This is a genomic window from Burkholderia sp. MBR-1 (genome assembly GCF_013822785.1).
Classification (GTDB): domain Bacteria; phylum Pseudomonadota; class Gammaproteobacteria; order Burkholderiales; family Burkholderiaceae; genus Burkholderia; species Burkholderia vietnamiensis.
Genome location: NZ_CP053611.1, coordinates 247,034 through 271,940 on the forward strand (window position 1 = coordinate 247,034; position 24,907 = coordinate 271,940).

General features: G+C 70.0%; 35 protein-coding genes. 15 read left to right on the forward strand and 20 right to left on the reverse strand.

Annotated elements, in window-relative coordinates; translation table 11 throughout:
- Positions 1-58: 58 nt before the first annotated feature.
- From MBR110_RS25605 to iscU, 14 genes are all read right to left on the reverse strand, one after another.
- A complete protein-coding gene (locus tag MBR110_RS25605) occupies positions 59-544 on the reverse strand; it encodes a hypothetical protein (protein ID WP_060082292.1) in 486 nt (161 codons plus the stop codon).
- Positions 541-867 carry a (2Fe-2S) ferredoxin domain-containing protein gene (locus tag MBR110_RS25610; RefSeq protein ID WP_014725844.1) on the reverse strand — a complete coding sequence of 109 codons (327 nt, stop codon included), beginning with the start codon at positions 865-867 and terminating at the stop codon, positions 541-543. The genes MBR110_RS25605 and MBR110_RS25610 overlap by 4 nt, the downstream gene beginning before the upstream one ends.
- A 15-nt stretch (positions 868-882) precedes the next feature.
- Positions 883-1,182, reverse strand: coding sequence for a ferredoxin family protein (locus MBR110_RS25615; protein ID WP_011880112.1), 300 nt, complete (start codon positions 1,180-1,182; stop codon positions 883-885).
- A complete protein-coding gene (locus MBR110_RS25620) occupies positions 1,179-2,489 on the reverse strand; it encodes an FAD-dependent monooxygenase (RefSeq protein ID WP_011880113.1) in 1,311 nt (436 codons plus the stop codon). The genes MBR110_RS25615 and MBR110_RS25620 overlap by 4 nt, the downstream gene beginning before the upstream one ends.
- 11 nt (positions 2,490-2,500) lie before the next feature.
- Positions 2,501-3,607 (reverse strand): electron transfer flavoprotein subunit alpha/FixB family protein, encoded by a 1,107-nt coding sequence (locus MBR110_RS25625; RefSeq protein ID WP_034192750.1) that lies wholly within the window; start codon positions 3,605-3,607, stop codon positions 2,501-2,503.
- The gene (locus tag MBR110_RS25630; RefSeq protein ID WP_014725846.1) at positions 3,604-4,452 is read right to left on the reverse strand and encodes an electron transfer flavoprotein subunit beta/FixA family protein; all 849 of its coding nucleotides are present in this window, start codon (positions 4,450-4,452) and stop codon (positions 3,604-3,606) included. The genes MBR110_RS25625 and MBR110_RS25630 overlap by 4 nt, the downstream gene beginning before the upstream one ends.
- Before the next feature lie 14 nt (positions 4,453-4,466).
- Positions 4,467-4,805: a nitrogenase stabilizing/protective protein NifW gene (gene nifW, locus MBR110_RS25635; RefSeq protein WP_014725847.1), complete on the reverse strand. Its 339-nt coding sequence runs from the start codon at positions 4,803-4,805 to the stop codon at positions 4,467-4,469.
- 6 nt (positions 4,806-4,811) lie between these two features.
- Positions 4,812-5,606: a serine O-acetyltransferase gene (gene cysE / locus MBR110_RS25640; RefSeq protein WP_175949326.1), complete on the reverse strand. Its 795-nt coding sequence runs from the start codon at positions 5,604-5,606 to the stop codon at positions 4,812-4,814.
- Entirely contained in the window at positions 5,603-6,739 is a 1,137-nt protein-coding gene (nifV, locus tag MBR110_RS25645; protein ID WP_059694236.1) for a homocitrate synthase, read from the reverse strand. The genes cysE and nifV overlap by 4 nt, the downstream gene beginning before the upstream one ends.
- Before the next feature lie 307 nt (positions 6,740-7,046).
- A complete protein-coding gene (locus MBR110_RS25650) occupies positions 7,047-7,382 on the reverse strand; it encodes a 2Fe-2S iron-sulfur cluster-binding protein (RefSeq protein WP_059561368.1) in 336 nt (111 codons plus the stop codon).
- 19 nt (positions 7,383-7,401) lie between these two features.
- Positions 7,402-9,276, reverse strand: a complete 1,875-nt coding sequence (gene hscA, locus MBR110_RS25655) for a Fe-S protein assembly chaperone HscA (RefSeq protein ID WP_181709668.1) — start codon at positions 9,274-9,276, stop codon at positions 7,402-7,404.
- A 45-nt stretch (positions 9,277-9,321) separates the two neighbouring features.
- Positions 9,322-9,645 (reverse strand): iron-sulfur cluster assembly protein IscA, encoded by a 324-nt coding sequence (iscA, locus tag MBR110_RS25660; RefSeq protein WP_011880121.1) that lies wholly within the window; start codon positions 9,643-9,645, stop codon positions 9,322-9,324.
- A gap of 7 nt (positions 9,646-9,652) precedes the next feature.
- Entirely contained in the window at positions 9,653-10,027 is a 375-nt protein-coding gene (erpA, locus tag MBR110_RS25665; RefSeq protein WP_059463596.1) for an iron-sulfur cluster insertion protein ErpA, read from the reverse strand.
- 27 nt (positions 10,028-10,054) lie between these two features.
- Positions 10,055-10,489, reverse strand: coding sequence for a Fe-S cluster assembly scaffold IscU (gene iscU / locus MBR110_RS25670; protein WP_011880123.1), 435 nt, complete (start codon positions 10,487-10,489; stop codon positions 10,055-10,057).
- Positions 10,490-10,796: 307 nt separating this feature from the next.
- On the opposite strand from iscU, the gene nifA reads away from it, so the two are divergent.
- From nifA to MBR110_RS25745, 15 genes are all read left to right on the forward strand, one after another.
- Complete coding sequence (gene nifA / locus MBR110_RS25675) at positions 10,797-12,506, forward strand: nif-specific transcriptional activator NifA (protein ID WP_045579660.1); 1,710 nt, start codon at positions 10,797-10,799, stop codon at positions 12,504-12,506.
- A 368-nt stretch (positions 12,507-12,874) separates the two neighbouring features.
- A complete protein-coding gene (gene nifB / locus MBR110_RS25680; protein WP_059561373.1) occupies positions 12,875-14,467 on the forward strand; it encodes a nitrogenase cofactor biosynthesis protein NifB in 1,593 nt (530 codons plus the stop codon).
- Positions 14,468-14,509: 42 nt separating this feature from the next.
- Positions 14,510-14,704: a 4Fe-4S binding protein gene (locus MBR110_RS25685; RefSeq protein ID WP_011880126.1), complete on the forward strand. Its 195-nt coding sequence runs from the start codon at positions 14,510-14,512 to the stop codon at positions 14,702-14,704.
- A 62-nt stretch (positions 14,705-14,766) separates the two neighbouring features.
- On the forward strand, positions 14,767-15,171 hold the full coding sequence (locus MBR110_RS25690; RefSeq protein ID WP_011880127.1) for a HesB/IscA family protein: 405 nt from the start codon (positions 14,767-14,769) through the stop codon (positions 15,169-15,171).
- Between the two features lie 16 nt (positions 15,172-15,187).
- Positions 15,188-15,760: a hypothetical protein gene (locus MBR110_RS25695; protein WP_181709669.1), complete on the forward strand. Its 573-nt coding sequence runs from the start codon at positions 15,188-15,190 to the stop codon at positions 15,758-15,760.
- Positions 15,757-16,686 (forward strand): 4Fe4S-binding leucine-rich repeat protein, encoded by a 930-nt coding sequence (locus MBR110_RS25700; protein WP_249472110.1) that lies wholly within the window; start codon positions 15,757-15,759, stop codon positions 16,684-16,686. The genes MBR110_RS25695 and MBR110_RS25700 overlap by 4 nt, the downstream gene beginning before the upstream one ends.
- The gene (locus MBR110_RS25705; protein WP_059897309.1) at positions 16,679-17,074 is read left to right on the forward strand and encodes a nitrogen fixation protein NifZ; all 396 of its coding nucleotides are present in this window, start codon (positions 16,679-16,681) and stop codon (positions 17,072-17,074) included. The genes MBR110_RS25700 and MBR110_RS25705 overlap by 8 nt, the downstream gene beginning before the upstream one ends.
- Before the next feature lie 5 nt (positions 17,075-17,079).
- Complete coding sequence (locus MBR110_RS25710; protein WP_011880131.1) at positions 17,080-17,355, forward strand: nitrogen fixation protein NifZ; 276 nt, start codon at positions 17,080-17,082, stop codon at positions 17,353-17,355.
- Complete coding sequence (locus MBR110_RS25715; RefSeq protein WP_059694243.1) at positions 17,352-17,708, forward strand: DUF3024 domain-containing protein; 357 nt, start codon at positions 17,352-17,354, stop codon at positions 17,706-17,708. Before MBR110_RS25710 ends, MBR110_RS25715 begins: the two co-directional genes overlap by 4 nt.
- Positions 17,709-17,727: 19 nt before the next feature.
- Entirely contained in the window at positions 17,728-18,882 is a 1,155-nt protein-coding gene (locus MBR110_RS25720) for a cysteine desulfurase family protein (protein ID WP_181709670.1), read from the forward strand.
- 27 nt (positions 18,883-18,909) lie between these two features.
- Positions 18,910-19,128: a putative nitrogen fixation protein NifT gene (gene nifT / locus MBR110_RS25725; protein ID WP_011880134.1), complete on the forward strand. Its 219-nt coding sequence runs from the start codon at positions 18,910-18,912 to the stop codon at positions 19,126-19,128.
- A gap of 1 nt (position 19,129) precedes the next feature.
- The gene (locus MBR110_RS25730; protein WP_045579665.1) at positions 19,130-19,408 is read left to right on the forward strand and encodes a hypothetical protein; all 279 of its coding nucleotides are present in this window, start codon (positions 19,130-19,132) and stop codon (positions 19,406-19,408) included.
- Positions 19,398-20,561: a DegT/DnrJ/EryC1/StrS family aminotransferase gene (locus MBR110_RS25735; RefSeq protein WP_060122460.1), complete on the forward strand. Its 1,164-nt coding sequence runs from the start codon at positions 19,398-19,400 to the stop codon at positions 20,559-20,561. The genes MBR110_RS25730 and MBR110_RS25735 overlap by 11 nt, the downstream gene beginning before the upstream one ends.
- A gap of 11 nt (positions 20,562-20,572) precedes the next feature.
- Entirely contained in the window at positions 20,573-21,412 is an 840-nt protein-coding gene (locus tag MBR110_RS25740) for an SIR2 family NAD-dependent protein deacylase (protein WP_034192740.1), read from the forward strand.
- An 80-nt stretch (positions 21,413-21,492) separates the two neighbouring features.
- Positions 21,493-21,789, forward strand: coding sequence for a 2Fe-2S iron-sulfur cluster-binding protein (locus tag MBR110_RS25745; protein ID WP_011880138.1), 297 nt, complete (start codon positions 21,493-21,495; stop codon positions 21,787-21,789).
- A 113-nt stretch (positions 21,790-21,902) separates the two neighbouring features.
- Here the strand turns inward: MBR110_RS25745 and MBR110_RS25750 are convergent, their stop codons facing one another.
- The 6 genes from MBR110_RS25750 to MBR110_RS25775 form a co-directional block, all read right to left on the reverse strand.
- Positions 21,903-22,139: an FmdB family zinc ribbon protein gene (locus MBR110_RS25750; protein WP_034192739.1), complete on the reverse strand. Its 237-nt coding sequence runs from the start codon at positions 22,137-22,139 to the stop codon at positions 21,903-21,905.
- A 24-nt stretch (positions 22,140-22,163) separates the two neighbouring features.
- Entirely contained in the window at positions 22,164-22,598 is a 435-nt protein-coding gene (locus tag MBR110_RS25755) for an ArsC/Spx/MgsR family protein (protein WP_014725862.1), read from the reverse strand.
- Between the two features lie 14 nt (positions 22,599-22,612).
- Positions 22,613-23,380 carry an ankyrin repeat domain-containing protein gene (locus MBR110_RS25760; RefSeq protein WP_059463592.1) on the reverse strand — a complete coding sequence of 256 codons (768 nt, stop codon included), beginning with the start codon at positions 23,378-23,380 and terminating at the stop codon, positions 22,613-22,615.
- Positions 23,377-23,610, reverse strand: a complete 234-nt coding sequence (locus tag MBR110_RS25765; RefSeq protein ID WP_059463591.1) for a hypothetical protein — start codon at positions 23,608-23,610, stop codon at positions 23,377-23,379. The genes MBR110_RS25760 and MBR110_RS25765 overlap by 4 nt, the downstream gene beginning before the upstream one ends.
- Positions 23,607-24,149, reverse strand: a complete 543-nt coding sequence (locus MBR110_RS25770) for an ankyrin repeat domain-containing protein (RefSeq protein ID WP_059740483.1) — start codon at positions 24,147-24,149, stop codon at positions 23,607-23,609. The genes MBR110_RS25765 and MBR110_RS25770 overlap by 4 nt, the downstream gene beginning before the upstream one ends.
- A gap of 145 nt (positions 24,150-24,294) precedes the next feature.
- Complete coding sequence (locus MBR110_RS25775; protein ID WP_014725866.1) at positions 24,295-24,903, reverse strand: hypothetical protein; 609 nt, start codon at positions 24,901-24,903, stop codon at positions 24,295-24,297.
- Positions 24,904-24,907: the final 4 nt, after the last annotated feature.

Genomic DNA, 24,907 nt, shown 5'->3' on the forward strand with positions numbered 1-24,907 from the left:
CGGCCGGTTCCGCTGCGTTCCACTGCGAACCATCTCGACCTCCTTCATGCGCGGCCCGTCACCGTTCCGGAACCTGGGCGAGCAGCGCATCGACGACGCCGTACCCGACGCGATCGGCCGGATCGAGCGCGCGCAATTTCTCGACCAGCGCGCGCGCGACGCGGTACTCGCCCAGCCGCACGCTGATGAACGCGAGTGCCTTCAGCGTGAACAGCCAGAAGCGGGCGGGGCCGGGCACCGAAAAATCGGCGTCGCTCACGCGCACCGTGCGCCAGTCGCGGGCGAGCGACGCCTGCTCGGCCGCGACCGCGAGCGCCTTGATCGCGACCTGTTGCGCGTGCGCGAGCTCGCCGGCCGCCGCATGGAACTTGTAGAGCAGGTAGTACGCGGGCAGGCTGCGCGGCGCGCTGAGCACGGCTGCCCACAGCGCCGCGCCGGTCTCGTCGCGCGTCGCCCCGCGCGCCGAGTCGATCAGATGCCGGATCGACGCGGGCACGTCGCCGCCGAACAGCTCGGCGGACTCGGATCCCGTCATCAGGTTCACCAGATCTCCCTCGGCGCGAGCAGACGTGCGACCGGCTCGCCGCGTTCGAGGTGGCTGGAGAAAATCTCGTCGACGTCGGCCGGCGTGACGCCGCTGTACAGCACGGCTTCCGGATAGACGACGACATTCGCGCCGCGCTCGCACGGGCCGAGGCAGCCCGCGTAGGTGATGGCGACCGTGTCGTAGGCCTGGCGCTTCTGCTGCTCGGCCCAGAACGCCTGCAACAGCGCGGCCGAGCCGTGGCCGCCGCCGCAGGAGCCGCGCGGATGGTTCGGCGGCCGGTTCTGCGTGCAGACGAAGACGTGTCGTGTCGGACGTGGCATCGCGGTATCCCTCCTTCAACCGAACTTGAACAGGATCCCGTGGCCGCCCCGCGGGTACTCCCATTCGATGTTCTGATGTTCGCTGCACAGGATCCGGCAGCTCCCGCACTCGAGGCAGCCGTCGGTGATCAGCGTCACCGCGCCGTTGCCTTCGGCCTTGTAGCACGACGCCGGGCAGACGAACGTGCAGCTCTTCTGCCTGCAGTCGTTCAGGCAGACGTCCGTGCTCTTGATGCGGATGTGGGGCCGGCCCGCGTCGACGCGGTAGCGGTTCTGAAACAGCTTTTCCTCGACGTTGACTGTCACGGTGCTCATCGGAATGCCCTCCAGATTTTGAACGCGTCGCCGACCAGCCCGGCGAACGAACGGCTCTTGCGGAAGCTCGACACGATCGCGCGCTCCTTGGTCTTCTTGTCGACGCCGTCGACGGTGATCATCGTGCGCGCGGCGTTCGCGACCAGATCCGGATAGGTCGTGAAGAACTGCGGATTGCGGTGCAGCGTGTCCGGCATGTCGCGGTACTTGTACAGATCCTTCATCACGAAGCTGTCGTCGAGCTTCGCCTTGTACGCCTTCAGCTCGCCCGCGCGATAGCCGCGGCCGGCCGCCTTCGCCGCGATCACCGTCTCGGCCGCGAGGCGCCCGGTCGTCATCGCGAGGTTCGAGCCTTCGCGGTGCGCGGCGTTGACGAAGCCGCCCGAGTCGCCGACGATCATCCAGCCGTTGCCGTACACGCGCGGCACCGCGTGGAAGCCGCCTTCCGGGATCAGGTGCGCGCAGTACTCCTTCATCTCGCCGCCCTCGATCAGCGGCGCGATCGCCGGATGGCGCTTCATCTGCTCGATCAGCACGTACGGGCTCGTGCGGTTCGCGTTCTGCTTGAAATCGGACAGCATGCAGCCGACGCCGATCGTCAGCGATTCGCGGTTCGTGTACAGGAAGCCGGTGCCCATCATGCCGTCGGTGATCCGGCCGACCATCTCGATCACGACGCCTTCGTCCTCGCCGATGTTGAAGCGCTGACGGATCGTCTCCTCCGGCATGAACAGGATTTCCTTGACGGCGAGCGCGACGTTGCCGGCGTCGATCTCGTCGTGGAAACCGGCCTTGCGCGCAAGCGTCGAATTCACGCCGTCGGCGAGGATCACGACGTCGGCGTACACGTCGCCCTGCTCGCGATCGCACTGCACGCCGACCACCTGGTCGCCGTCGAGGATCAGATGGTTGACGGTCGTCTCGCAGATGACCAGCGCGCCGGCCTCGCGCACCTTCGACGAGAACCACTTGTCGAACTGCGCGCGGATGATCGTGTAGCGGTTGTACGGCGGCTTGTTGTAGTCGTCGCTGCGCACGTGCGTGCCGACGAACGACGTCTCGTCGAGCATCCACAGGCGCTGCTCGATGATGTGACGCTCGAGCGGCGCGTCGTCGCGAAAGTCGGGGATGATCTCCTCGAGCGCCTTCGCGTAGAGGATCGCGCCTTGCACGTTCTTGCTGCCCGGATACTCGCCGCGCTCGATCTGCAGCACCTTGAGGCCGGCCTTCGCCATCGTGTAGGCCGCGGCATTGCCCGACGGCCCCGCGCCGACGACGATCGCGTCGAATTGCGACGGTTTTTTCATTTCGCTGCTCCTTATGCGACCTGCTTGCCGCGAACCGACAGGTGTTCCGCGAACGCTTGCGTGAGCGCGGGCAGCACCTGCATCGCATTGCCGACGATGCCGAAGTGCGCGAAGTCGAAGATCGGCGCGTTCGGGTCGGTGTTGATCGCGACGATCACGTCCGCGCTCTCCATCCCCACGCGATGCTGGATCGCACCGGAAATGCCGGCCGCGATGTAGAGCTTCGGCCGCACGGTCTTGCCGGTCTGGCCGACCTGCCGGTCGGCCTCGACCCAGCCGGCCTGCACGCACGGGCGCGTCGCGCCCACCTCGCCGCCGAGCACCCGCGCGAGCTCGAACACGAGGCGGAAGTTCTCCGGGTTCTTCAGCCCCTTGCCGCCGCTCACGATCACGTCGGCATAGGGCAGGTTGATGCGGTTGCTGTTCGCGTCGGCGATGAAGTCGAGCAGCTTCGTGACGATGTCGGTCTCGACCATGCCGAACGTCTCCTGCACGATCTCGCCGCCGCGGCCCGGCTCGGCGCGCGGCATCGCCATCACGCGCGGGCGCACGGTCGCCATCTGCGGCCGGTACGCGAGCGTCATGATCGTGCACAGCAGCGAGCCGCCGAAGGTCGGCCGCGTCGCCGCCAGCGCACGCGTGGCCGGATCGATGTTGAGCGCGGTGCAGTCCGCGGTCAGTCCGGTCAACAGCGTGGTCGCAACCGAGCCGGCGAGGTCGCGGCCCATCGACGTCGCGCCGAGCAGCAGGATTTCGGGCTGGTAGCGATTGACGAGCTCGGTGAGCGCCTTCGTGAACGGCTCGTTCCGGTAGCCGTGCAGCACCGGCGCGTGAATCACGTAGGCCTTGTCGGCGCCGTAGCCGAACGCGTCGGCGGCGAACGCCTCGAGCGCTTCGTCGGGGCCGCCGAGCAGCACGACGGACACGTCGCTGCCGAGCTTGTCGGCGAGCTTGCGCGCCTCGCCGACGAGTTCCCACGACACGCCGTGCACGTGGCCGCGGTCGTGCTCGACGAACACCCAGACGCCCTTGTACGCCTTCAGGTGCTCGGGCAGCTCCAGATTGCGGCCGCCGGCCTTCCTGACGGGCGCGGCGGGCGGGTTGGCGGCGGTCGTCATGTCGACTCCTTCATCAGCAGGTCGGTTTCGAGCGTCGGATGACGCGTGAAGATCTTCTGCAGCAAGGTCAGCGACACGTCGCGCAGCGTCGACGTGTCGAGTTCGAGCAGGTCGGCCTTCTCGCTGCGCGGGGTCGGGCCGAACACCTTGCTGACGACGGTCGGCGATCCCTTCAGGCCGATCTTCGTCACGTCCTCGATGCCGGCGTCCTCCTTGTTCCATCTGCGCACCGGGAAACCGGCCGCGTGGATCATCGCGGGCATCGTCGCGAAGCGCAGCTCGTTGGTGTTCTCGAGCATCGTGACGAGACACGGCAGCGCGGTCTTCAGCACCTGCACGCCGCCTTCCGCGCGACGCTCGACGACGATCGTGCGCGCCTCGGGATCGATCTCGACGATGCGCGACACGTAGGTCAGCAACTGCATCCCGAGCCGCTTCGCGATGCCGGGGCCGACCTGGGCGGTGTCGCCGTCGATCGTCTGCTTGCCGGTGAACACGATGTCGACCGCCTGTTCGCGCGCGATCTGGCGGATGCCGGCCGCGAGCGCATAGGAGGTCGCGAGCGTATCGGCGCCCGCGAACGCGCGGTCGGTCACGAGGATCGCGTCGTCGGCGCCGTAGCTCACGCATTTGCGCAGCGCGTCCTCGGCCTGCGGCGGCCCCATGCACAGCGCGGTGACCATGCCGCCGAAGCGGTCCTTCAGCCGCAGCGCCTCTTCGAGCGAGAACAGGTCGTACGGATTGGGGATCGCGGGCACGCCCTGCCGCATGATCGTGTTGGTGACCGGATGAACCCGGATCTGCGCCGAATCCGGAACCTGCTTGATGCAGACGACGATGTGCATGGTGGGTTTCTCCGTCATGCGGTGCCGCGCGCCGGCAGCGACGCGCGGAGAGTGTCGACGGACACGTGCTGGCGGCCGTCGACGTCCTGGAATACCTTGAAGACCTTTTCCTCGGCGGGCGTCGACGCGACGAAGTCGCGGTAGGCCCGTGCGAGCTGGTCGCGGTAGGCGGCGAACAGCGCGGCTTCGGTGTCCTGCGGGATCGACGCCTGCTGCCGGATGTACTGGAAGAAGCGCTTGAGGATGTGCAGACGGCAGACGTCGACCACCTTCTGGTCGAACGGCACGCCAAAGAACTGCAGGAAGTCCTCCGCGGAGGACAGGTGTTTCAATCGTTCGGCGAGGGGCGTCATGGCGAATCACTCCGGACGGCGGGACGGGGATGGCGCGTGCACGGCGTCCATGCAGCCGTCGCCGCAGCATGGTTCGCCGGGTGCGCCGGGACGCGGCGGCAGCGGGCCGCCTGGGCTGGACTGCTCGAGCCGGGCGACGCGATCGAGCAGGCACGCGAGCGCCTTGCCGACCGGGTCGGGAATCAGGTGATGGTTCAGGTCGTAGCCGTGCGCGGTGCGCCGGTCGCGCGGCGCGACGACGCGCGCCGGAATCCCGACGACGGTCGCGTGGTCCGGCACCGCGTCGATCACGACCGAGTTCGCCGCGATCCGCGCGCCATCGCCGACCGCGATCGGGCCGAGGATCGTCGCGCCCGCGCCGACGATCACGCGCTCGCCGAGCGTCGGATGGCGCTTGCCCGCGTGCAGGCTGGTGCCGCCGAGCGTGACGCCGTGATAGAGCGTGCAGTCGGCGCCGATCTCGGCCGTCTCGCCGATCACGACGCCCGAGCCGTGATCGATGAACAGGCGCGGGCCGATCGTCGCGCCGGGATGGATGTCGACCTGCGTGACCATGCGCGCGACGAACGACAGCACGCGCGGCAGGTAGCGCCAGCCGCGCCGCCACAGCGCATGCGCGACGCGGTGCGCGGCGAGCGCGTGCAGCCCCGGATAGATGGTCCAGACCTCGAGCCGGCTGCGCGCGGCCGGATCGCGCTCGAGCACGCAGCGTGCGTCGCCGCGCAGCAAGGCCCACCATGAGCGGCCGGCGGCGCGCTCGGCCGCCGCCGCCGCGGATGCGGTGCGCGGCACGGCGCTCATGACCATTCCTCGATGAGTTCGCGCGTCTCGACCAGGAACCGGTACAGATCGGCCGCGTTCGGCGCCTGCTTCGTCTGGGTCGCATGCTGACGGATGCGCGCGAGCAGCAGCGGCACGAGCTGGTCGGCGACCGGTAGCCCGAGCGCCTCGTACGCATGGCGCACGCCGTGCGAGCCGGAATGCTTGCCGAGCACGAGCGAGCGCGCGCGGCCGAGCTCGGCCGGATCGAAGCTCTCGTAGGTCGTCGGATTCTTCGCGAGGCCGTCGGTGTGGATGCCCGACTCGTGCGTGAACACGCCGCCGCCGACGATGCTCTTGTTGAGCGCGACCTGCCGCCCGGACGCATGCTCGACGAGCCGCGAAATGCCGACGAGCGCGGTGGTGTCGACGCCGGTGTCGCGGCCGAGCAGATGGCGCGAGCACATCACGACCTCCTCGAGCGCCGCGTTGCCCGCGCGCTCGCCGAGGCCGTTGACCGTCGTGTTCGCATGCGTCGCGCCAGCCCGCAGCGCCGCGAGCGTGTTGGCGGTGGCGAGCCCGAGATCGTTGTGCGCGTGCATCTCGATCTCGATGTCGACGGCGTCGCGCAGGCGCGCGACGGCTTCGTAGGTCGAGAACGGATCGAGCACGCCGAGCGTGTCGGCGAAGCGGATGCGCTGCGCGCCGCATTGCTGCGCGAGCCGCGCGACGTCGGCGAGGAACGCCGGGTCCGCGCGCGACGCGTCCTCGGCGCCGAGCGAGATCTTCAGGTCGCTGCGCACGGCCTCGCCGATTACGCGCTTGATCTGCGCGAACACCCAGGCGCGCGGCTGGCGCAGCTTGTATTGCAGATGGATGTCCGACACCGGCACCGACAGGTGAATGATGTCGGGCCGGCTGCGCAGCGCCGCGGCGAGGTCGCCCGGCGTCAGGCGTCCCCAGACCATGACGCTCGCGTCGAGATTCAGGTCGACGATCGAGCGGATGTCCGCAATCTCGTCGGCGCCCATCGACGGGATGCCGATTTCGAGTTCGGGCACGCCGGCGTTCGACAACGCGGTCGCGATCGCGCATTTCTCCTCGACGGTGAACGCGACGCCGGCGGTCTGTTCGCCGTCGCGCAGTGTCGTGTCGTTGATGATCGGAATGGACATGGTTGCGATTCCAGAGGGCGTTGCGATACGTATTTGCAAAGGTCGTGCCAATTGCGCATGGGTGCGCGAGAGGCCGTCGCGACGCGGGTTTGCGCGAATCGCGCAGCGTGCGGATGGCGGCTTGCCGCCGACGCGTGTCGCGAATGTGCTGTTTCGGACAGCGGTGCGTCGGCTGGATGTCGGGTCGTTGGCGCGCGGTGCGCGCGACGTTGCGCGTGCAACGTGTCGCGCAGGAGGACGTACGGGCGGGATGAGCGGCAGGCGCGTGACGGAGAGACGAACGGCGGCCCGAGGACGGCCCGCGCGCTCAGCGTTCGCGTGCGAGATTGCGCGTGTGGCGCGGGAGTTCGATCGTCAGGTCGTCGTTGCCGAGGCTCACGCAGCACGCGAGCCGTGACTGCGCGTCGAGCCCCCACGCGCGATCGAGCTGGTCGTTCTCTTCGTCGTCCGGCGGCGCGAGCGACGCGCCGCCTGCGCGTACATACACATGGCAGGTCGCGCACGCGGCGACCATCTCGCACGCATGCTCGAGCGCGATGCCGCTTGCGAGCAGGCTCTCGCACAACGACGCGCCGCGCTGCGCATCGAATGCATGGCCGTTGGGACACAGCGCAGGATGGGGCAGAACCCGGACGCAGGGCATACGCGCTCCTCGATATCCGTTACGCGAGGCTGTCGAGTGCGCGCCCGGCGAGCGCGCTGCGGATCGACGCATCCATCCGGCGCGCGGCGAACTGCTCGGTGGCGCGGGACAGCGCGTCGGCGGCCTCGCGCAGCGCGTCGAGCGGCGCGGCCGTGCCGAGCGCATCGGCGACGCGGAACAGCGCCTGCCGGACCGCCGCGAGTTCGTCGGCCGCCAGCAGCGATGCATGCTCCGTCAGCGCGGCTTCGGTCGCGTCGAGCATCCTGCGCGCATCGACCTGTGCTTCGCGCCACGCGCGCAGCTGCATGTCCGCCACGGACGTGTCGATCGCATCGCGCAGCATCGACGCGACCTGGTCGTCGCTCAGGCCGTAAGACGGCTTCACTTCGACGTGCGCATCGACGCCGCTGCGCTGCTCGCGCGCGGTGACGGCCAGCAGCCCGTCGGCGTCGATCTGGAACGTGACGCGGATGCGCGCGGCGCCGGCCACCGCGGGCGGAATCCCGCGCAGCGTGAAACGCGCGAGCGAGCGGCAGTCGCCCACCGATTCGCGCTCGCCCTGCACGACGTGAATCGACATCGCGGTCTGGCCGTCCTTGAACGTCGTGAATTCCTGCGCGCGTGCGACCGGAATCGTCGAGTTGCGCGGAATGATCTTCTCGACGAGGCCGCCCATCGTCTCGATGCCGAGCGACAGCGGGCACACGTCGAGCAGCAGCCACGCGTCGCTGCCGGCGTTGCCGGCGAGGATGTCGGCCTGTTTCGCGGCGCCGAGCGCGACCACCTGATCGGGATCGATGTCGGCCAGCGGCTCGCGGCCGAACAGGCTGCGCACCGCGTCGCGCACGACCGGCATCCGCGTCGATCCGCCGACGAGGATCACGCCGTCCAGCTCGCCGATCGCCAGCTGCGCGTCGCGCAGCGCGCGTTTGGTCGCCGCCAGCGTGCGCGCGACGAGCGCTTCCGCGAGCCCCGCGAACGCCGCGCGCGACAGCGTTTGCCGCAGCTCGACGCCGCTCGACAGCCGGATCGCGAGATCGGCGCTCGCCGCGTGCGACAGCGTTTCCTTCGCCGCGCGCGCGGCGCTCAGCATCGCGCGCTGGTCGCCGGGCGCGTGCGAGGCGAGCGTGTCGACGCCGTGCGCGCGGCACAGCCAAGCCGCGATCGCGTGATCGAAATCGTCGCCGCCGAGCGCCGAGTCGCCGCCCGTCGCGAGCACCTCGAACACGCCGTTCGCGAGCTTCAGCACCGACACGTCGAAGGTGCCGCCGCCGAGATCGTAGACGACGTACGCGCCTTGCGCACCGCGATCGAGGCCGTAAGCGACCGCGGCGGCCGTCGGCTCGTTCAGCAGGCGCAGCACGGTCAGGCCGGCGAGCCGCGCGGCGTCCTTGGTCGCTTGCCGCTGCGCGTCGTCGAAATACGCGGGCACCGTGATGACGACGCCGGCCAGCTCGCCGCCGAGCGCCGTTTCGGCGCGCACGCGCAGCGCGCGCAGGATCTCGGCCGACACCTCGACGGGCGTGCGAACGCCGCCGGCCGTGTCGAGCGCGACCATGCCAGGCCGTTCGACGAACCGGTACGGCAGGGCGTCGGCGCCCGCGACATCCGCGAGGCCGCGGCCCATCAGGCGCTTCACCGACACGATCGTGTTCTGCGGATCGTCGACCTGACGCAGCTGCGCGAGCCGGCCGATCTCGGTTGCGCCGGACGGCAGATAGCGCACGATCGACGGCAGCAGCGCGTGGCCGTCCGCATCCGGCAGCACGCGCGCGAGCGCGCTCTGCACGGTCGCGACGAGCGAGTTGGTCGTGCCGAGGTCGATGCCGGCGGCGAGCCGGTGCTGATGCGGTGCGGCGGCGCGGCCGGGTTCGGCGATCTGCAGCAGGGCCATGACGGGTCTCCGTGCGGTCGGTGCGAATGTCGCGTGCGGGCGTGCTCAGACGGCGAAGCTCTCGCCGCAGCCGCAGTTCGCGGTCGCGTTCGGGTTGTGGAACTTGAAGCCTTCGTTCAGGCCCTCGCGGACGAAGTCGAGCTCGGTGCCGTCGAGCATCGGCAGGCTGCGCGGGTCGACGACGACGGTCACGCCGTGCGTCGCGAAGCACAGATCGTCGTCGTTCGGCGCGTCGACGAATTCGAGCGCGTAGGCGAAGCCGGAGCAGCCGCTCGTCTTGACCGCGACGCGCAGGCCGAGCCCGGCGCCGCGCTTTTGCAGCGCTTTCTCGATGTGGCGCGCGGCCGCTGGAGTGACGGAGATGGCCATCGCGCGCTCACACGGAAAAGGAACTGCCGCAGCCGCACGTGCTCTGCGCGTTCGGATTCTGGATCACGAAGCGCGAGCCTTCGAGCCCGTCCTCGTAGTCGACGCGGGCGCCCGCGAGGTATTGCCGGCTCATCGCGTCGATCAGCAGCGTGACGCCGTCGGTGACGACTTGCAGGTCGTCTTCCGCGACCTGGTCGTCGAACGCGAAACCGTATTGAAAGCCCGAGCAGCCGCCGCCCGACACGTAGAGCCGCAGTTTCAGCTGCGGGTTGCCTTCCGCGTCGATCAGCGCCGCGACTTTCGCGGCCGCGTTGGGCGTGAAGTCCAGAAAGGCCGGCAGCGGGACGGGCGCGGCGTCGGCGGACGGTTGCAGGAGTTCCATGGGGCGATCCTCGAAGGAGTGAAGCGTTCAGTTCGGCGTGGACGTGCAGACCGGCTGCTCGGCGAGCGTCTCGCCGCCCGCGCCCGGATGCCGCGAGCGGAAATCGGCGACGGCGGCCTTGATCGCGTCCTCGGCGAGAATCGAGCAGTGAATCTTCACGGGCGGCAGCGCGAGTTCTTCGGCGATGTCGGTGTTCTTGATCGCGAGCGCTTCGTCGAGCGTGCGGCCGCGCACCCATTCGGTGACGAGCGAGCTCGACGCGATCGCGGAGCCGCAGCCGTAGGTCTTGAATCTCGCGTCCTCGATCACGCCGTCGGCATTCACGCGGATCTGCAGCCGCATCACGTCGCCGCATGCGGGCGCGCCGACCATGCCGGTGCCGACGTCGTCGGCGCCGGCGTCGAATGAGCCGACGTTGCGCGGGTTTTCGTAGTGGTCGAGGACCTTGTCGCTATAGGCCATTGCATGCTCCGCGTGGAGGGATGACGACGGTGGGTTGACGACCGCCGGATTTGCAACATCCATGCCACGCTTTTTTTTCGCTTGATATCGTGGATGTCGAGCTGCGCATTGTCGAGTTTGTCGCGCGCACCCGGCGAACGGCGCGCGACCTTGTCGCCTTTGTCTGGTCTTTTCTCGCCTGTGTCGGCTTTGTCGTCGCGGGCAGGCGCCGCGATCCCGCGGCACGAGATGGGCGCAGATATTGCTTCGCCATTACGTCGCGCCGGAGTGCTGCACGCGCGGGCGAGCCATCGCAGGAGCGAAAGCCATGCCGAATTCCCATGCAAGCGAGCATCGCCGTGATCTCGACGTGGTCTATGAAGTGGGCAAGACGCTGATATCGTCGCTCGACGTCTCGCAGACCTTCCTCACGTCGCTGCGTTACCTGTCGTACACGCTGGGCTGGCGCTCGGCGTTCGTCGTCGTCGTCGAGCCGGACGGCTACCTGCGCGGCCTGTGCTGCACCGGCCTCGCCGACGACTGGCGCCAGCGCGTGCGCTTCCTGCCCGGCGAGGGCATCGTCGGACGCATCTTCACGAGCGGCTCGCCGGTGATCGTGCCGGAAGTGCGCGACGAGCCGCTGTTCCTCGATCGCACGGGCGGCGCGGGCGAGCCCGACGACGGCTCGGTCGCGATGCTCGGCATGCCGATCCGCCACGAGCAGCGCACGCTGGGCGTGCTGGTCGCGTTTTGTGCGAACCCCGATCGCAACCGCGTGTTCGCGAACGACCTGTATCTGATGAAGATCGTCGCGACGCTGATGGGGCAGGCGATGCTGCTACATCGCAGCGTCAGCTGCGCGCACGACCGCCTGCAGGACGAGGTGCGGCGTATGCAGAAGGCGATCCGGCCGGTGCAGCAGCTCGATCAGGTGGTCGGCGTGTCGGCGCCGATGCAGCAGGTGTTCTCGCAGGTCCATCAGGTCGCGCCGGCTCGCACGACGGTGCTGCTGCGCGGCGAGAGCGGCACCGGCAAGGAGGTGATCGCGCGCGCGATCCACCGGCTGTCGCCGCGCAACGACCACGCCTTCATCTCGGTGAACTGCGCGGCGCTGACCGAGACGCTGCTCGAAAGCGAGCTGTTCGGGCACGAGAAGGGCGCGTTCACCGGTGCGCAGGGATTGCGCAAGGGGCGTTTCGAACTGGCGCATGGCGGCACGCTGTTCCTCGACGAGATCGGCGACATCTCGCCGTCGTTCCAGGCGAAGCTGCTGCGCGTGCTGCAGGAGCGCGAGTTCGAGCGGGTCGGCGGCGCGGCGCCGGTGAAAGTCGATGTGAGATTGATTCTCGCCACCAATCGCAATCTCGAGCGGATGGTGAAGGAAGGCGAGTTCCGCGCCGATCTCTACTACCGGATCAACGTCGTCAGCATCCAGTTGCCGCCGCTGCGCGAGCGGCGCGACGACATCCCCGCGATGGCCCAGCACTTTCTCGATCGCTTCAACCGCGACAACGGCCGCGCGCTGCGCTTCAGCGAGGACGCGATGCGCGTGCTGACGAGCTGCTACTGGCCCGGCAACGTGCGCGAGCTCGAGAACTGCGTCGAGCGCACCGCGACGATGACGCATCACGACACGATCGACCGCCTCGCGTTCCTGTGCCAGGAGGACCGCTGCCTGACGAAGGTGCTGCATCACATCGAGCGCGAGGACGCGGTGCGTCCCGCGCGGCTGCTCGACATTCCGATCTGCGAGGTGCCCGCGCCTGGCGCGGGCGATCACCGCGGCTTGCCGCGCGACGGCGGCTTCGCGGACGACCCGTTCGACGACGCGTTCCATGAACACGAGCACGACCACGACGACGCGTTCGCGATGAACGGCGACGACGAAGGCAAGCCGGAGGGCGAGCGCGAGCGGCTGATCTGGGCGATGGAGCGCTGCGGCTGGGTGCAGGCGAAGGCCGCGCGCCTGTTGAAGATCACGCCGCGACAGATCGGCTACGCGCTGCACAAGTACGGCATCGAGGTGCGGCGGTTCTGACCGGCGCCGCCATGCCGCGCGTGCGCTGAGCTGCACGCGCGGCGCCTGACTGCGCGCTTGCGCCGCCGCATGCGCGCACGCCGCTTCCGCTTCCACTTTTCTTCCCGACCGACCTCACGCGCACGCCCGCGGTCCCATCCCGCTGCAGCCGCCGACGCATCGGCGCGCTTCCCTCTGCCGCTTCCCGATTGTGTCGTTTGTCGCAACCGCGACAGCGGCGGCCGCCGTTCTCGTCGCGGAACACGCGCCGGCCCGACAAACCGGACATCGGATCCGCCGCTCAGGCGCGCCGCTGCGTGCGTCGCGGCGTGGCACGGTTCTGGCTTTTAACGTCGCACGTCGTCCCCGTCGAATTCCAGGAGAAGTCCATGCACAGCGCACAGAACGTCGGCATGCCCCCCGCGTCGGCCTATATCGGCATCGGCGAGATCAAACCGCTCGGTATGCCAGCGGACGTCCCGGCAGCGGGCGGCGGTTGCGGCACGCAGGGCGGCGACGGCAAGGCGAGCTGCGGCTCGTCGGGCGGCCCCGACGACATGCCGGCCGAGATCTGGGAGAAGGTCAAGAACCACCCGTGCTACTCGGAAGAGGCGCATCACCACTACGCGCGGATGCACGTCGCCGTCGCGCCCGCCTGCAACATCCAGTGCAACTACTGCAACCGCAAATACGACTGCTCGAACGAGTCGCGCCCCGGCGTCGTGTCGCAGAAGCTCACGCCCGAGCAGGCGGTCAAGAAGGTCGTCGCGGTCGCGAGCGAGATTCCGCAGATGACGGTGCTCGGCATCGCCGGCCCCGGCGATTCGCTCGCGAACCCGCAGAAGACCTTCGACACGTTCCGGATGCTCCAGGAGCAGGCGCCCGACATCAAGCTGTGCCTGTCGACCAACGGCCTCGCGCTGCCTGCGCTGGTCGACGAGATCTGCCGCTACAACATCGACCACGTGACGATCACGATCAACATGGTCGACCCGGCCGTCGGCGCGAAGATCTATCCGTGGATCTTCTGGGATCACCGGCGCGTGACGGGCTACGAGGCCGCGCAGATCCTCCACGAGCAGCAGATGAAGGGGCTCGAGATGCTCACCGCGCGCGGCGTGCTGACCAAGATCAATTCGGTGCTGATCCCCGGCGTCAACGACGAGCACCTGATCGAGGTCAACCGCGAGGTGAAGAAGCGCGGCGCCTTCCTGCACAACATCATGCCGCTGATCTCCGAACCCGAGCACGGTACCTATTTCGGCCTGAACGGCCAGCGCGGACCGAGCGCGCAGGAACTGAAGGCCGTGCAGGACGCGTGCATGGGCGGCGCGAACCTGATGCGGCACTGCCGGCAATGCCGCGCGGACGCGGTCGGCCTGCTCGGCGAGGACCGCAGCGACGAGTTCACGCTCGACCGGATCGAGGAGATGGAAGTGGTCTACGACCTCGATCGCCGCCGGGCCTATCAGGACCGCGTCGAGGCCGAACGCAGCGCGCAGCATGCGGCGAAGCAGGAGGCGCTCACGGCGTCGATGGCGAGCGACGTCGCCACGGATCTCAAGGTGCTGGTCGCCGTCGCGACGAAGGGCGGCGGGCGCGTCAACGAGCACTTCGGCCACGTGAGCGAATTCCAGATTTTCGAGGTGTCCGCGTCGGAAGCGCTGTTCGTCGGCCATCGCCGCGTCGACCTCTACTGCCAGGGCGGGTTCGGCGACGACGAGCAATTGCCGTCGGTCGTGCGCGCGATCAACGACTGCCACGCCGTGCTGGTCGCGAAGATCGGCGCGTGCCCGCGCGACGAGCTGGCGCAGGCCGGCATCGAGCCGGTCGAGCGCTTCTCCGGCGAGTTCATCGAGAAGGCCGCGCTCGCATGGTTCGACGATTACCGCAGCCGCGTCGCGTCCGGCGCGGTCGTGCATGCGGATCGCGGCGACGCGGCGATCCGGCAGGGCGCGTACACCGGCAGCGCGGCGGCGTAACGCGCGCGTCATCAGGATCTCACCCACAACAGGAGCGTCACCATGTCCCTGAAGATCATCGCTTCGACCTGCACCGGCTGCTCGGCGTGCGAACCGGAGTGCCCGAACGTCGCGATCGGCGAAAAAGGCGGCGTATTCGCGATCGATCCCAAGAAGTGCACCGAATGCGAAGGGCACTTCGACAGCCCGCAATGCGTCGCGGTGTGCCCGGTCGACGGCTGCATCGTGCCGGCGTGAGCCGCGTGCCGACCGCCGTCCACGCGTTCAATGCGTTCAACGACAAGGAGTGAATCGCGATCATGCTGCCGAATGTCACCATCACCGCCGCGGCGGACAAGTTCATGCGCCGTATCGTGCGTTTCTCGGGCTTGCCGGCCGGCGCGGGCTTCCGGCTCGTCGTCAGCGCGGGCGGCTGCTCGGGCTATAACGCGGCGTTCAGCGCCGAGGCCGCGCCGCAGGCGGGCGAGGCGGTGCTCGACGCCGACGGCCTGCGCGTGTTCCTGCCCGCGGAAAGCCGGATGCTGCTCGACGGCGTGACGATCGATTTCGTCGAAACGGCGACGCAGTCGGGCTTCACGTTCACGAACCCGAACCAGGCGCCGTGTGCGTGCAGCAGCGCCGCGCCGGCGGAGCCCGGCGTCGCGAAGATCGGCATCGACGCGATCGGCCGCGGCCGGCCGCCCGAGCTGTCGCGCGCGTCGTGACCGACGGGAGCGGACCATGTACGGCGAATCCCGCACGCTCGACGACGCACTCTCCGCGTTCGCGTGTTCGGCGCTCGGCGGTGGCCTGCCGGCGCCCGTTGCCGCATGGATCGACGCCGCCGGGCGCTTGCAGCATCGCCCGGACGACGCGCTGGCATTGCTCGAACGCGCGCGGGCGGCGCTGCCCGCGCATCCTGCGCCGCTGATCGCGTTGTACCGCTTCCATTTCTACGGCCATCGGCTCGCGCAGGCGCGTGCAGTCGGCGAGGCAGCGCTTGCGCTCGTGCGCACGGCGCTCGGCCCGCGCGTCGGCGATGCGCCGCCGACGGGCGACGCGGTGCGCTACGACGCGACGGTGCGCTTCCAGCTGTTCGTGATGAAGGGGCTCGCATACCTGAACCTGCGGCTCGGCGAGCGCGCGGCGGCGCGCTCGCTGCTCGACGAATTGCGGCGCCTCGACCCGGACGACCGGGTGGGCGGCGCACTGCTGCTGCACGTGCTGACGCGCGACGAACGCCGCGCGGACGACGATGACGACGACGCGCTGCACGCGCATCCGGCGCGCCGCTGGGCGGAGACGCCGAGATGAACCGCTCGCCACGCTCCCCGCGCGCAGGGCGGTCGCCGCGCGAGCGCGCCGCCGGGCCGTCTCGCGATAGCGCGCTCGGCCGGGCGCGCAGCGTCCCGGCGCAGGCCGACGCGAACGCGCCGGCCGCGCCCGCCGGCGACATCCCGCCGCTGGACTGGCAGGGCGGCGCGCTCGACTGTGCGCGCTGCCCGTACGCGGCGCTGCGGGGCCGCGCGGGCGAAGCCGGCTGCGAGCCGGGCCGCGCCTGCATGCAGGACGCGTATGCGCGCCGGATCGACCGCTTCTTCAGCTGGCATCCGGCACTCGCCAACGAACAGCTCGCGCACCCGTATTTCGAGGTGCGCGCGATCGCCGCGCGCTACGCGGACGTGTTCCGCCTGCCCGCGCTGATCGACGATCCGGACGAAACCGTGCGGCTGCAGGTGGCGCTGCGCCTGCCGCACGCATATCTGTCGCGGCTCGCGGGCGATCCGCACCGCGAGGTGCGGATCCGCGTCGCGCAGCGCGTCGATCCGGCCGTGCTCGCGAGCATGCGGACCGATCCCGACTACGGCGTGCGCGACTGGGTCGCGCGCCGCCTGCCGGTCGCCCTGCTGCCGTCGATGGCGCGGGACGCCGATCGCGGCGTGCGCATGCGCGTGGCCGAGCGGCTCGACATGCCGGCGCTGCTGTGGATGGTGGACGACGCCGACGCCGAGGTGCGCCGGCGCGTCGCCGCGCGGCTGCCGGCGCCGCTGCTCGGCAACCTGCTCGGCGACGCGGATTGGCGCGTGCGCTGGGAGATCGCGCGGCGCGCGCCGCCGGGCATCGTCGTGCTGCTGCTCGACGATGCGGACGACGAAGTGTGCGCGCTCGCCAGGCGCCGGCTGCGTTCGGACGATCCGTCGCAACCGCTGGAACTCGATAGTGGAGCGGACCATGGCTGACATCAACCGCGACGACGACGTGATCGAGGTCGCCCATCCGCCGCGTTTTTCGTTCGGCGAGCGGGTGGTCGCGCGCTCGGTGGTGCGCAACGACGGCACCTACAGCGGCAAGGACATCGGCGAGGTGCTCGTCAACAAGGGCGACGTCGGCTACGTGACGAGCATCAACACGTTCCTGCAGCAGTTCTATATCTACGCGGTCGACTTCGTCGACACCGGCCACCGGGTCGGGATGCGCGCGAAGGAGCTGTGCACGCTCGACAACCTGCCCGACGACGTGCTCGCGAAGCTCGGCGCGCACGCGAGCCGGCTCGGCGAGCTCGGGCGGGCCGTTGCAGCCGACGGGCCGCACGCCGCGGCGCGCGAAGAACCGGAGACGTCATCGTGAACATGATGGAGCCCATGCGGGAGCCCGAGTATTCGTGGGGCATGCGCGTCGTCGCGCTGGACGATCTGTGCAACGACGGCAGCTATCCGGACCATGCGCCCGGCGCGCGCCTCGTCGACGCGGGCGCGGTGGGCGAGATCGTCAACGTCGGGCAGGTCGTCGACACGGGCGAGCCCGTCTACTTGGTCGAATTCGGCCGGCAGGTGATCGGCTGTACCGAGGACGAGATCGCGCCGGCGCCGGCCGGCCTGCTGCCCGAACACGACGGGGCGGCGCGATGATGACGCAGGGGCGAGCGGCGCCCGGGCGCGGCCAGCCGGCGAGCGTCGTCGATTTCACGCAGCGGCGGATCGAACGCGCGCTGCGCGAGCGTGCGCGCTATCGCTACGTGAGCCCGCGCGTGCTGCGCGACGCCGACGGCTTCCGGATCGAGAGCCCGTGCTGCTCGCGCAACGTCGATCCGGGCGGCGGCGTGATCGACATCGCGCGGCTCGCGCGCGGCCCCGCCGGGCGCTGGAGTCTGTACGCCCGCGATCATGCAGCGCACCGCTGGTCGTGGCGGTACGAAAGCGCCGATCTCGACCTGCTGCTGGAGCTGCTGTGCGTCGACGCCGAGCGCGTGTTCTGGCCGTGACGCACGACGGGGAGCGACGATGATCTATCTCGACCACAACGCGACGACGGCACCCGCGCCGGCGGCGATCGACGCGATGCTCGCCGTGCTGACCGACGTGTGGGCCAACGCGTCGTCGCAGCATGGCGCCGGACAGCAGGCGAAGCGCACGCTGGCCGCCGCGCGCGCGACGATCGCCGGCGCGCTCGGTTGCAAGGCCAGGGAAGTGGTCTTCACGAGCGGCGCGACCGAGGCGAATCATCTCGCGGTGCTCGGGCTCGGGGCGTCGGCCACGGCCTCGGCCGTGCGGCGCAGGCTCGTCTTCGGCGCGACGGAGCATGCGGCGCAGCTGAAGCTCGCGCACGCGCTCGCCGCCCAGGGCCGTCCGGTCGATTTCATCGCGGTGCGGCCGGACGGCGTGCTCGATCTCGACAGCGCCGCGCGCGTGATCGGCCCGGACGTCGCGCTGGTGTCGGTGATGGCGGCGAACAACGAGACCGGCGTGCTGATGCCGATCGCCGACGTGAAGGCGCTCGCGCAGGCGGCGGGCGCGCTGCTGCACGTCGACGCGACGCAGCTGGTCGGCAAGCTGCCGTTCGATTTCGCGGCGCTCGGCGCCGACGCGGTGTCGCTGTCCGCGCACAAGCTGCACGGGCCGAAAGGGATCGGCGCGCTGCTCGTGCGCGACGGCGTGCCGCTCGCGGCGCAGTTTCCCGGCAGCCAGGAGCGGCACCGGCGCGGCGGCACCGAAAACCTGCCCGCGATCGTCGGCTTCGCCGCGGCGCTCGAGCGGCTGGCCGATGTGCTCGCCGACGCCGCACGGATCGCCGCGCTGCGCGACGCGTTCGAGGCCGGCCTGCGCGCGGCGCTGCCCGGCGTGCACGTGTACGGCGCGAGCGCGCCGCGCGTGCCCGGCACGAGCTGCCTGCGCGTCGGCCGGCTGGACGCCGACACCGTCTTGCAGTGCTGCGAGCAGATCGGCGTGTGCGCGTCGTCGGGCTCGGCGTGTTCGTCCGGCGGCAGCGAGCCGTCGCACGTGCTGAGCGCGATGGGCGTGCCGCGCGACGAGGCGCTCGGCGCCGTGCGCTTCTCGCTCGGCGCGGCCACCAGCGCGCGCGACATCGATTACCTGCTCGCCGCGCTGCCTCCGTTGTTGAAGCCGTTGCTGGCCGAAGCGGCCGTGCAGCCGACCTGAACCCGTCGTATCCCCGGAGTCTTTATCGTGAAAGTGATGATTCGCAGAGACAGCAAAGGCGTGCTGAGCGCCTACGTGCCGAAGAAGGACCTCGAGGAGCCGATCGTGTCGATGGCGCGGCCGCAGATGTGGGGCGGGCTCGTCACGCTCGGCAATGGCTGGCAGCTCGAGCTGCCCGAGATGGATGCCGCCACGGCGCTGCCCGTGACGGTCGAAGCGCGGCGTATCGCCGGCGTGGAGGAATGACATGGCGCTCACCGCCGAGCAAGTCCAGGCCGCGGCCGAGCTGATCGGCTCGGCGTCGACGCTCGACGCCGCCGCGAGCCGGTGGCGCGAGCGCTTTCCGGACGTGCGCACGATGCAGCTCGGCGCGGCCGACATGTGCGGCGAGACGCCCGCCCTGCGCGTCGGCGCGCGGGCCGTCTACTTCGTCCGGATCGCCGGGATGTGCCTGTCGATCACGGCGCATGCGAGCGAAGCGAACGCGCTGATCCTCACCGACGCTGGGAGCGGCCATGGAACTTGACGAGATTGCGCTCGCCGAGCCGGCGTGCGGTGCGCGTGAAATCGAGCTGGTGAGCGCGGTGCTGCGCTCGTCGCGCTGGAGCGACGGCCCGATGCGCGAAGCATTCGAGCGCGCGTTCGCTGGCTGGGCCGGCCGCGCGCATGCGGTCGCGGTCGCGAGCGGCACGCTCGGCGCGTGGCTCGCGCTGCGCGCGCTCGGCATCGGGGCCGGCGACGAGGTGATCTGCGCATCGCACACCTGGCATCAGGTCGCGCAGGCGATCACGCTGGCGGGGGCGACGCCGGTGTTCGCGGACATCGATTACTGGAGCGGCTGCCTGAGCGCCGACAAGGCCGGCTCGAAGATCGGGCCGCGCACGGGGGCCATCCTCGCCGGCAACACGAACGGCCATCCCGCCGCGTGGGGCCCGCTGCGCGAGCTGGCCGATGCGCACGGGCTCGCGCTGATCGAGGACAGCACCGAGGCGCTCGGCTCGCGCTACCGCGGCCGCACGGTCGGCTCGTTCGGCGACGTCGCGATTTTCGAGTTCTCGGCGCCGAGCGCGCTGTGCGCGGGCGAGGGCGCGATGCTCGTCACCGACGACGACGCGCTCGTGCACGAGCTGCGTTATCTGCGCGAGCGGCGCGTCGCGGACCGCGGCTCGGTGTCGGTCGGCGCGCGCGTGCCGCTGCAGGCCGGCATCAGCGAGCTGACGGCGGCGCTTGGCCTCGCGCAGCTCGCGAGCCTCGACGAGCGCCTCGCGCAGCGCAAGCAGGTCGAGCGCTGGTATCACGAGCAGATGCGCAGCTTCGAAGGCATCAAGCCGCCGTACACGGCCGACGACGTCGACGAGGTGAACTGGATGCTGTACGTCGTGCACCTCGGCAAGCGCTTCACGCAAAGCGCGCGCGCGCAGATGATCGACGACCTGAAGTCGTGCGGGATCGAGACCGCCGCATACAGCCATCCGCTGCACGAGCAGTTCCACTACATGCAGGCGGGCGACTCGATCGGCCGCAAGCGCGGCGTGCTGCCGGACACCGAGCGCATCGGCGACCGCGCGCTGGCGCTGCCGCTGCACACCTTGCTCGACGCCGACCAGGTGAAGTTCATCGTCACGACCCTGAAGGACACCGCGACCAACGTGGGCGCGGGAGCCGCGATCTATCTGTGAGGAAGCCGTTCATGAGCATGTCGATCGAGCACATCGCCCGCCGGATCGAGGCGGGCAGCATCATTCCGTATCTCGGCCCGGGCCTGCTCGCGCTGTGCGCCGACGTGCGCGTGCCGGCCACCGCGGAGGCGCTGGCGCGGCTGATGACCGACAAGGTCAGCGTGCCGCACAAGATCCGCCACCGGCTCACGCAGGCCGCGCAGTTCATCGAGAACTTCAAGCATCGCAAGTCGGTGGTGAGCCTGATGAGCGACGCGTTTGCGGCCTCGCCGGCGCCGTCGGCGCTGCATTGCGCGCTCGCCGCGAGCGGGGGGGGCCTGTATGTCGACACCTGGTACGACGACACCTTCGCGGCGGCGCTCGCGCGCATGCGGCCGAGCGGCTGGGCGCAGGTGCAGGGGCTGTCGCAGTCCGAGCACTTCGGCGAATGGTTCGCCGGCTACGACGCGCACGGCGCGCGGCTGCCCGAGGTGCCGTCCGCCGGCGCGCTGCTCTACAAGCCGATCGGCGCGCATGCGCCTGCCGCGAACTATCTGGTGTCCGACAGCGACTTCGTCGAAGTGCTGACCGAGATCGATATCCAGACGCCGATTCCGCCAGCGGTGCAGGCGTGGCGCAGCGGCCGCAGCTTCCTGTTCGTCGGTTGCCGCTTCGACGACCAGCTCGCCCGCAGCTTCGCGCGCCAGATCATGAAGCGTTCGTCCGATACGCACTGGGCCGTGCTGCCCGACGAGCCGACGCGGATGGAGGCGCGCTTCCTCGACGAGCAGCGCATCGAGCGGATCGCGATGCCGCTCGATGCCTTTGCTCGCGCGCTGGTCGCCGAGTTGAGGCACGCGCTTCCCGCGTGACGGCCGCGGCGCGGCGTGTCGTCACGCGGTGGTTTCCGCCGTTTTCCTTGTTGTCTTTCTCGTCCCGTGAGTATCTGACCATGACCATCCTGACCGTTCTTCCTTCCGGTAAATCCTACGATGTCGCCGTCGGTGCGACGCTGTTGCAGGCGCTCCTCGGCGTCGGCGAGGCCATCGCGCACAAATGCGACGGCAAGGCCGAATGCGGGTCGTGCCATCTGTTCGTGCAGGAGGGCCGCAAGAGCCTGTCGAAGATTCAGCGCACCGAGAACGAAAAGCTCGATGCGATCGTCGGGGTCGGCTCGAAATCGCGGCTTGCGTGCCAGGCGGTGCTCGGCGACGAACCGGTGACCGTCGAGCTGTTGAGCTTCGTGTGAGGCAGACGTGAGGCCGTCGTGAGGCGGCATGCGGAGGCGGGCGTCGATGTCGCGAGCGGCTCTTGAGAACCGCATCGCGCTCATCGCCCGACCGACGCGCCCCCGTCATTCCGCTACTTCAGCAGCTTCGCGCGCTCCGCGGCCGAGAAGTTGCTCAGATGGCCCTCATGGGCCGCCTGCCGGCGGGCCTTCCTGACGATCTCGCGCGAGCGTCCGGGCGGCGCGGGCGCGCTGACCTGCTTGTCGAGCGCGGTGCTGCCGCAGTGCGGACACGCAGGCGACGCGCCCGCCCGCACCAGCGCTTCGAAGGTCCGGCCGCAGTCGCGGCACCGATAGTCGTAAAGAGGCATGGCGGCTCTCCGGTCAAATTGCATTCAGGCCGACGCGGCGGCGCAGCCCGTCGTCGCGGCCGCACAGCCTTCGAGCGAACCGGTCGTCACGTCTGCCGCCGTCAACGGACCGAGGCCGATCCACGCATGCACGCGCGCCGCATCGAAGCCGACCATCCGGCCGTCGCCCGCTTCCATCAGCGGCCGGCGGATCAGCAACGGTTCGGCCAGCAGCAGCGCGAGCGCGGCCGCGGCGTCGAGCGCCTCGGGGACGATCCGGCCGGCTTTCACGTCCGGCGCCGCGCGGTTGAACCATTCGTGCACCGGCAGCGGCTCGAGAAACGCGAACAGCGTCTTCGGCGTCCACGGCCAGCGCAGCAGATTGCGCGCCTCGAGTGTGTGGCCGGCGGCGACCAGCAGCGCCTTCTGCGCCGCATTGCCGCCGCAGCCGGGTTTTTCGTAAAACGTGACATGAGCCATCGCAAGATCCTTCATCAGAGTCGGCGCAGCAATTGCAGGCATTCGGCCGTCGCGGCCATGTCGAGGGCGGTGAAGCCGTCCCGCGAGCGGATCGCCGGATCGGCCCCCAGCGCGAGCAGCGCACGGACGACCTCGGCCTTGCCCGACGATGCCGCGTACATCAGGCAGGTCGCGCCCGTCACGTTCGCATGGTCGAGCGGCACGCCGGCCCGCGCGAGCCGCTCGATGCCGGCCGGGTCGCCATGCACGCATGCGAGCCACAGCGCGTTGTTGCCGTCCGCGTTGATCGCATCGACCGCCACGCCGTGCGCCAGCAGCGCGTCGACGGCGTCGCGCGCGCCGCGCCACGCGGCAACCATCAGCGGCGTGTTGTCGTGCGCGTCGCGCGCGCTCGGGCCGACGAAGCCGACGCTCGTGAGCCACGCGGCAAGCGCTGGCTCGACCGGGCTGCCGGACGGGTTCGCGCCGGCAACGCTCGCGGCCCATGCCGCGTGCCCGCCGATCAGGTCGCAGACGACCGTGAAGCCGAAGTCCGCGAACATGCGCGCCCAGGCCTGGCTCGCGTTGCCGCGATGGCAGTAGATCAGGATCGGCCGGCCGCGCCGCGTGCGCAGCAACAGCTCGTCCTGGTTGTCGCGCGACAGCCGCACGGCGTCCGGCCAGCCGGAGCGCGCATGACTGTCGGCATCGCGCGCGTCGAGCACCAGCGCATCGGGATGACGGCCGCGCCACGCGCCGAGCTCGTTGACCGTGAGACGTCGAAAGACGCGCTGGCCTTTCATTGCGAACGCTCGCGCGGCGTGCGCTTGCCGACGACGCGTGCGTCCGCGAGCGGCAGCGGTTCGAGCGGCGCGCCCTCATCGCGCGGGAACGCGGTGCGGTATGCGTCGCGGCTCGGTCCGGCTGCATGGCGCTCGTGCCGGAATACCGTCCGGAGCAGATGGTCGAGCGCGCCCGCCGCATCGGCGAGCGTGTAACCCGAGGCCGGGCGACGCGAAGCACACGCGCTCATGCCGCGTCGTCCTGCGCCGCATGCGCGAGCCGATGCGATTCGCGCAGCAGCTGCAGCGCACGATCGGTGGCCATGTCGCGCGCGCTGCGGCCGTCCGGCGCGCATAGCGTCTCGCTCGCGCCGCATGACAGCAGCAGCTGCATCACCTCGATCCGGCCGCTGGCGGCCGCCTGCATCAGACACGTGACGTCGTCGTCGTTCGCGTGGTCGACGTCGGCGCCCGCCTCGATCAGCCGCAGGATCGGCGCGGGCGCGCCGCCGATGCACGCATACCACAGCGCGCCGTTGCCGGCGTCGTCGAGCGCGTCGAGCCGCGCACCGTGCGCGAGCAGCGCGTCGAGCACGCCGTCCTCGCCTTGCAGCGCGGCCAGCATCAGCGGCGTGACGCCGTCGATGCCGCACGAGTGCAGATCGGGAAAGTCGTGCCACGCGAGCCAGGTGGCGAGCGCGGCGGGCATCCGTGGGCGCGGCGGGTCGTCGTCGCGCACCGCGCGCAGGTTGCCGCCGCGGCGTGCGACGAAGGAACTGTGCAGGGACATGGTCGTGCTCCGGCTCCGGTTGACGGACAGGGTTCGGCCAAGCGGCGCCGCGGGCGCCGATGCCGGCGCGCGGGAAACGCCGGGCCGCCCCACGTTGCTCAGGCTCGCTCGCGCGCGAGGCCCGAATCGACAGGTTCGCGGCCGCTCATACGGGCCGGTTCTCGTTCGGGTTGCGCACCGGCCCCATCAGTTCGAGCCCTTCCGCGTACGTGATCGTGTCGAACGTGACGTCGAACTTGAGCGCCGCGTCGGCGACGGCGTCGAGCTTGCCGGCGGTGTCCTTCTTCTTCAGCTCGCTCTTCTCCAGATAGAGCAGCTCGAGCATCTCGTTGTAGACGGTGCTCTCCAGAATCGGCAGCACATAGAACATCGCGCCCTTGTATGGCACCTGGTAGCGCTTGCTCAGGTCGATGTTGTCGCAGAACAGGAAGTACTTGCCGCCGGCGCTCAACGTGTCGCCGAGCACTTCGGCGACGTCCTTCAGATATTCGAAGCTCAGCAGGAAGCCCGCGAAGAACGGCAGGTGCGGCTCGCCGAAGGTCGCGACGGCCATCACCTGATCGCAGGTCAGCTCGGGCGGGCGCGCTTCGTCGGCGAGCTTGGCCGCGAAACGCAGCGCGAGTTCGCCGCGGAATCCGACCCGCCCGAAGGTATTCGTGAGCCCCTTCAGCACGGGGTTGAGCAGACGGCCTTCGGCTTCGAGCCGCGCGAACGCGGTGTCGTCGAGCGTGGTGCGGGTGAGCGCTTCGGTCATGATG